Source organism: Chromatiaceae bacterium (assembly GCA_024235395.1).
Classification (GTDB): Bacteria; Pseudomonadota; Gammaproteobacteria; order Chromatiales; family Chromatiaceae; genus Thiosocius.
Window position 1 is genome coordinate 1,162,740 of record JACKMK010000002.1, and the last position, 7,199, is coordinate 1,169,938.

Annotated in this window: 6 protein-coding genes; 4 read left to right on the top strand and 2 right to left on the bottom strand. The window is 55.9% G+C overall.

Annotation, left to right across the window (positions count from 1 at the left end):
• The first annotated feature begins 86 nt into the window (after nt 1-86).
• Nucleotides 87-1,619 (top strand): hypothetical protein, encoded by a 1,533-nt coding sequence (locus H6955_13350; protein ID MCP5314542.1) that lies wholly within the window; start codon nt 87-89, stop codon nt 1,617-1,619.
• A 75-nt stretch (nt 1,620-1,694) separates the two neighbouring features.
• Here H6955_13350 and H6955_13355 read toward each other — a convergent pair whose 3' ends face one another.
• A complete protein-coding gene (locus H6955_13355) occupies nt 1,695-3,218 on the bottom strand; it encodes an AAA family ATPase (GenBank protein MCP5314543.1) in 1,524 nt (507 codons plus the stop codon).
• Between the two features lie 61 nt (nt 3,219-3,279).
• Between H6955_13355 and H6955_13360 the strand changes: the two genes are divergently transcribed.
• Complete coding sequence (locus H6955_13360; protein ID MCP5314544.1) at nt 3,280-4,317, top strand: IS5 family transposase; 1,038 nt, start codon at nt 3,280-3,282, stop codon at nt 4,315-4,317.
• A 76-nt stretch (nt 4,318-4,393) separates the two neighbouring features.
• Here H6955_13360 and H6955_13365 read toward each other — a convergent pair whose 3' ends face one another.
• Nucleotides 4,394-5,959, bottom strand: a complete 1,566-nt coding sequence (locus tag H6955_13365) for a hypothetical protein (GenBank protein MCP5314545.1) — start codon at nt 5,957-5,959, stop codon at nt 4,394-4,396.
• 618 nt (nt 5,960-6,577) lie between these two features.
• Between H6955_13365 and H6955_13370 the strand changes: the two genes are divergently transcribed.
• A complete protein-coding gene (locus tag H6955_13370; protein ID MCP5314546.1) occupies nt 6,578-6,994 on the top strand; it encodes a TIGR03757 family integrating conjugative element protein in 417 nt (138 codons plus the stop codon).
• A partial coding sequence (locus tag H6955_13375; GenBank protein ID MCP5314547.1) for a TIGR03756 family integrating conjugative element protein occupies nt 6,991-7,199 on the top strand: 209 nt, incomplete at its 3' end. The genes H6955_13370 and H6955_13375, both read left to right, overlap by 4 nt.

Below are 7,199 nucleotides of genomic sequence, written 5' to 3' on the forward strand. Positions count from 1 at the left end.
TCAGGCGCGGAAACCGCTGCAGTGGTCACCGGTCATTGCCCGGGAAATCGAACCAATCAACTCTTGAAGATTCAGGAAGAAATAGATTGTCCCAATTATTTGACCACCCGATCTCAAGGCTGGCGATGCTAGTCAACCAGGCATGGGATGCCCGAGACTCCGAAGCGCTACGTGCGCTCATTGGCGAAGCCGATACGTTGTACGCTGCGTCCATGCCACCGCTGGCAAAAGCCAGCATCGCCTTTTCACGCGCAAACGCGCATTCCGTCCTGCGCCTACTCGAAAATGAAAAAGCGCCCCAGCTCAATTGGGCCTGGGACAACGCGGACCTGATGCAAGAGGTCTACTGGTTACGTAAGGCGCTCGCAGACGCCTCGGAAGAGCCGGAAGACAAGCGTGGCGGTGACCTTAAACCACGAATACTAACGAACCTGGCGAATGTCATGAGCCATATAGGCCGGTTCTGTGAAGCCATTGACTATTGGGATCAAGCCATTGCGACCCACCCCAATTTCGCTATGGCGCTCGCCAATCGTGGCGATGGCCTGAAATGGTATGCCAGAGCGGTCTACGATGGCGGGCACCAAACATTGTTTCTCTGGCAGTCCAGGTTGGCACTTGCTGCGGGATTGTCGGCAGGGCTGGAAGCACACGCAGTTAATCATGCGCGCGACGCCATTGCCTACCTCGACACCCTCGGCGACTGGGAAACCTTTACCTACGATTTGGACAAGTACCCGCTGGGAGATACAGATGCCGAGCAACGCTACCGAAAGTGGTGCCTGCAAAACCGCCTGTTTCTGAATCCGCTGAACGACCTTGGACCTTACAATATCGGCGCACGGGACGTTATGACCTTTCCGTCGATTGCATTACCTATCGACAAATCAGGCCCCTTGGTGCCGGAGGTCTACGGAATCTATAACCAGTTGGTACAGGAATTCGTATCCGCGCGCTACGTTGCCTACGAGGCGCTGCAAGAACGCGATAGGGCCACGCACCATTTCTCAGACCAGGGCGTATTGCTTTACGACACGCTGGACTACCGCGTCCTGCGCTTGTGGGTCGAAAAACTCAAGATGAGTTACCTGTCGGCGTTCGCCATGTTCGACAAGATGGCCTACCTTCTGAATCATTACCTGGAGCTGGACATCCCGACGCACCGCGTCAACTTCGGCTCTTTGTGGTTCAACGCGTGCAAGCCGGAGAAAGGGGTGAGAGCGGAACTGGAAGCCTCCGAAAACTGGCCACTGCGAGGATTATTTAATCTGAGCCGAGACTTGCACTGGAGCGCCGATGAAACCTTCGCGATGGAACCGGAGGCCAAGACTCTTCACGAGATTCGCAGGCACATCGCGCATAAGTACCTGACAGTTCACGACTCCTTTCATTCTGCAGTCGTAACAGTTGGTCGTGATCGAGTACAGACTGGCCAACTGGCGATGAGCATTGGAGGCGAGGAGCTTGCCGTCGCCACTGTCAAGCTACTGAAGCTGGTTCGTAACGCCATGATCTATATGTCGCTCGCCGCGAACTGGTATGAGCAAACGACAAGGAAGCGAAGCGATGACGTCTATGCCCCGATGCCGCTGCACCCGCTTGGAGACGACCGCATATAAGGCCTCAAAGCCAAAGTATGACAATACTTGATCTTTTGCCAAGGCAGCCATCGTTTATCTACGTCCATATCACTCCTATTTGAGTGATACACCCAACCGCTTGGCGCGCTGCTTAAATGCTTGTTCGCCACCTTCGAGAATGTCACACACCTGGTGTCTGATCGTCGGGTCTTCCAGCGCACCGGACTTGTATGTGATGCGGGGCAAATGGCCTGGGCGTAGCTCTCCACACCTTGCGACGATCACTTGATCCGCATCTGTATTCACGATCAAGTTGGCGTTATGCGTGACAATGATGATCTGACGACGCTGCTTTGCCCGCCTGAACAGACCGACCAACTCATCGAAGATGGACTTCGGATCAAGGTTTTCTTCGGGTTGGTCAATAATCAACGGACGATCATCTTCAAGGTCAATCGCCAGATAAAGCAGCAGGAGCACGATGCCGCGGGTTCCCGGCGAAAGTGTCTCGATGTCAACGCGCTCGAAGCGCATGCCGTAGGTCAAAGAGATATGGTTTGTTCCGTAGAGCCATTCCGATACGTTCGCACGCCATGCAAGCCAGCCGGCCTTGTTTGTTCGATCCGCCTTGGCACCTTCAATGATGGCCTTGTCGTGCGCTGCTATAAACGCTTTCATCGCCTCAGAGACTTGGGTGGCATCACCAGTGCGCCAAGCTGGAGCCAACTCGCGTTCTGCGACTTCCAATAGGGCGCCGCGCCCCTGAAAGTCGCCCGTTCGCCTAGTGTCGATTAAGCTCTCGCCTTGCTGTGCCCATGCCGCCACGTCGACAACCCGCTTCACCGAGAACGTCAGCTTGCCCAACGCGCCGGAGGCGACCCTTAGGCGGTCGCTCAAGGGCAGGTACAATTTCTGTAGCGCTTCTTCTTCAGCAACGAGTCCTTGAAATACACCCTCATAGTCGGCCGAACGTTGCGCGATCAAGGCTTCTATTGCGTTATCGGCACCTTTGGCTTCGTCGACTGCCTTTTCCAGTTTTTTGATCTGTAATTCGGACTGCCGAATTTTTTCGGACAGGACTTTGTGCCGTTTGCGCTTGTCAGCATCAATGCCGATAAGCCTTTGCAGTCGATTTTCTTCCCTGCTCAATAGCGCCAGTGGGAGTGCAGTTAAGTCTTGGCCCTTCGGAAGGAAAGAGGACTGTGGGGGCTGCGGCTCTGAATCAGATTGAGCAGACTGCTCATCTGTCTCGCCTTCGAGGTGTTTGATCCTGGACGCGGCGTGAGCCTGCGCCTTATCTATGGTTTGCCCTACATCTCCGACAAAATCCGTCTTGAAGACGGACCACTGCGTGTCATCGAATTGAACATCCCGGTGACGCAGTTTCAGTTGGGTTAGGGCATCCTCGGCAAGCCTATTGCGAAAGTCGTTCACATAGTCGCCTAGTACGTCAATGGCCTGCTGTTGCCGCCGCAACTGCTCGACCTGCTGCCGAACCGTATTTGCCGCTTCCGATAACCGTTCAAACTCCCTGGCACGATTTTCCGCGCCCTTGGGGACAAGAGCTTCTTTCTCGCGCTTGTCTTTTTGCAGGGTCGTTCGCAACTCCGTGAGCTGCCGTTGGTAACTTGAGGGCATCTCGAATAATCCCCTGATTCGGGCAGAATAGCAGCAGCTGAAGACGCAGAGGTCATTTTGAATGCAACCAGGATTTTTCGACGATGAGGATCGGCTGGCAAAGCTTGAGAAACTGGGTGACCCGCTGCCGCGGCTGGACAGCATCGTGGACTGGAGAGCCTTCCGTCCGCTGCTGAAGGTTATCCATCAGAAGCAACGCAAGAGCAACGCCGGGCGGAAGCCGCACGACGTGACGCTGATGTTCAAGATGCTGGTGCTCCAAGCCCTGTACAACCTCTCTGATGACCAGACAGAGTTCCAGGTCCGTGATCGGTTGTCGTTTCAGCGCTTCCTCGGGCTCTCGCCGGAAGATACCGTGCCGGATGCCAAGACGCTGTGGCTGTTTCGCGAGCAACTGGCGCGTCACGGGCTGATCGACAAGCTGTTCCAGCGCTTTGATGAGCAGTTGTGGGCATCCGGGTTGATGCCGAAGGGCGGGCAGATCGTCGATGCCAGTCTGGTGAACGTGCCGAAGAACCGGAACACGCGGGACGAGAATAAGCAGATCAAGGAAGGCAAGACGCCCGATGGCTGGGACGACAAGCCGAACATGAAACGGCAGAAGGATGAAGACGCTCGCTGGACCAAGAAGCACGGCAAGAGCCACTACGGCTACAAGAACCACATCAACGTGGACAAAGAGCACAAGCTGATCCGGCGCTATGCGGTGACCGACGCCAGCGTGCACGACGGCCAGGTCTTTGACGACCTGCTCGACGATGAGAATAGCGGTCGTTCGGTCTGGGCGGACTCGGCCTACCGGTCCGAGGCGCGCGAAGAGCAGCTGCGCGGGTGCGGCTACCGTAGCCGCATTCACCGCAAGGGCAGCAGTCGGCGCACGTTGAACAAACAGGAACAAGCGACCAACCATCGGCGCTCGAAGACACGCGCTCGTGTCGAACATGTCTTCGGTGATCAGCGTACATGCCAGGGCAGCATTCTGGTGCGAACCAAGGGAAAAGTCCGGGCGGCAGTGAAGATCGGATTGATGAACCTGACGTACAACATGCGACGGCTGGAATTTTTGCTCAGGCCGCAATCTGCCTGCTGTACAGGCTGATTGGCCAGAAACCCGCCGAGGGCGGCGGAAAGCGGCGAATAGAACGAAAAAACGAGGTTGCTGAGCCCGGAAACGATCAGTCAGTTCGGCGAAATGATGCCGCCGCTTCTGTGGTCGTGCCGATGGCACCGTCAGAACCGATTAATCGAGGTGCCCTTGATAAGGCTGCCTTCCTCTCCATTTGATCTGTGATGCGCCGCCCGACGCCATGGATTGACTCTTCATAACGTTGCCGGGACTGACGGCCACGAGCAGCAACCAATTCAAGCAGTTCTCCGAAGTTCTCTGCACCCATCCGGCTTTCCACTGGGTGAGAGGTGAAAATGACCCGTTCAATTTCAGCGATCAGCTCGTCGGTCGCTCCCGCCGACGAGCACAACCGCTCAACGAATTGTTGTGACAGGTACTGCACGCGGGGATAGTCGAGGACATCTTCGAGATCGACACAGTCAAGAGCGTTATCTGTTGAAGAACCATCCGCCCAGCTCAGGATGGACTTTGCACCCGTCAGGAGATTATCGGCTTGAGCGCGCCGAACGAATGAACGGTCGTTGGCATGTGGTGAGAGCGCGTAGGCGCCTGCAGCAATCATGTCCGCAAGAGCAGTTTTTCCCGAGCCTCTTGCGCCAATCACGCCGACGAGTCCTCCATTTAGTGCAATGGGCTCATCACCAAACCAATCAGAGTTCTGCATGGAAATTGACGTGATGGTCTGTGACTCAAACGCCCCCTGCGGTTTGCTTTCCGATAACGCTACGCGGAACTCCGGCTCCAGGCATGCCTGTTTCAACGTCTCGAAGCAGGTGTCTCCTTTGACCCAGCAATACCGCTGTTTATCTGGCTGCGCCACCTTCTTAAGATCATGTGCATCACTGCCATGCAGACAAGGCTTAGGTCCGCCATAGATGCGGGTCAAATTGTCAGCCGTTTCAACACCCTGGCCAAGCCAGAAATCTCTTTGCTTGGGCTGCGAAGAAAAAATGATGTGCGCAATGTTCTCGATTTTTCTCCTGAGAGCAGCAAGCGATGCGTCGCCTTGCAGGCCCGCGCTCCCGTCTTTGCTACTCGCGGACACCGCGATGAGGGCATTTTTCTGTATCCAGGTGTTGTCATTCCAGGCCCCAATAAATGCATCTACCTCGATCTTGAACTGATTAGCGCCCTCACGGTGAGCAGCTTTTTCGTCCAGATGCTGCCCGGAATGGGACCGGCCCAAGCGTATAAGTTCGTCGCGCCTGCAGCGATACGTCTCGTCACCCGACTTGAAGGTCAGACCTTCAAGGAACCGCCTCGCCTGGGTTGCGTGTTCTGGATCATCGGGGGAAATCAGTAGATGAAAATTGACGGGCGCTCCTTTGGCTGTTCCGACGGCGTAGCGAAGCTCTACATTCGGAAAGATCAAGCCGACCTCAGACAACCGCCCATTGCTTTTCCAGTCGCATACTTCCTCATATATATCGAGGCTGAAATAGTCCGTTATGCCCAGGGCCTCAATGCGTGGGGAAGATTGTTCGATTCGTGTCAGGTACTCCTCCCACGAACCGTCTCCGCCGAACTGGTCGTTGAAAACGGTGCCCGGCGCATGAATATGGGGGTCCCAGCGTCGCCACAGGGACCCTGGTTTTAGACGTACCGTTGCCAATGTGACTCCCTCCTTGTTCTTTTTTCCCACCGGCGGACATGCGGTTCCATGGAACGTCTAGCGCCATCCTACAATCCGTTCAAGGAACAGCAATCGGCTCTCGAATTCGGGTCTAGGAAGGATAACCTGCCTTCTTGCTTTATCGTCGTTCTATCTGACCAAAATTGGGACTTCAAACTCCCAGGTGAATTTCCACTGAAACGCGTCCCGGGACCTGAATTCACACCAAGCGCGGTGCGCTTGGCCCACATTACTTCGTTTCTGCGGTCGCTTTCCTTCTTAGCAGGGGGACGATGTCTACTGTACTCGGTGTGCTGCCGGCCATCGAGTCGAAAAGCTGCCATTCGGCGATTTTTCTTGGGCTTTTGACTGGTAAGCAATCGACTGCGGCCGTAGTGGGGTCGGGCTCATAGCGACCGTTTGGGCCGGAAGTTTTTGCCAGCGTTTCTTAGTTACTACCCATGCGGACTCGCGACTGGTTCGCTGTCGTGAAAACCTCACCGAGTGCTGCATTGGTTCTAACTTTTCCAAATTGGCGACCTTCGGGACGATAGCGAATATCGTCATATGATTCGTGGCAGATCTATGTCTTCTTGCTCTCATGTGCTCCTTGGTCTGATGCTCTGGCCATTGCTCCCCTTTGATTGCGTTCAAGCAGCGGTGCCTCTCAACATCGAGGTATTCACCTCATCAGAGTTTTCGCTTACCAACCAGGACGAACGGCGACTCCAGGGTACAAGCATGGCGTTGTACTTCGTCGATGGTCTAGAGCAAATCGAAACGACTCTTTCGCAGGATCTGCCGGTTCAGCCAGAACGTGCAAAGAAGGAGGCGCTGCATCGGATTCAGCAGCTTGACGACGACAGGATGGGGCCGGCCAAGAACGCAGCTATCGGTCTGGCCAGGGCCGTTCAGCACGGCGTCGACCGATACCCAGCGATCGTTTTCGACCAACGGGCCGTCGTCTACGGCGTTACGGATCTGGTCGAGGCGCTCGACCGGTACGATGCCTGGCAACGGGAGCAGGCGCGATGAGGCGCCATGGCCTGGCAGGCCTCATTCTGGTTCTGATGCTCCCCTTGTCGGTCGCGAGCAACGCTGCAACCGTCACGACGCCCGGCATCGTCGCCCAGACTACAGCAGCGACCTTCACCTGCATGCGCTGGATGCCGGTAGGCCTGTGCTTCTGGCTGCGCTGCTCGTGGCGCGGCTGCCGCGTGCGCACCTCGCTCAAGGTCGG

Coding starts and splice junctions, on each gene's coding strand:
- H6955_13355 (MCP5314543.1), bottom strand. CDS start 3,218: ATGCCCTCAAGTTACCAACGGCAGCTCACGGAGTTGCGAACGACCCTG.
- H6955_13360 (MCP5314544.1), top strand. CDS start 3,280: ATGCAACCAGGATTTTTCGACGATGAGGATCGGCTGGCAAAGCTTGAG.
- H6955_13370 (MCP5314546.1), top strand. CDS start 6,578: ATGCTCTGGCCATTGCTCCCCTTTGATTGCGTTCAAGCAGCGGTGCCT.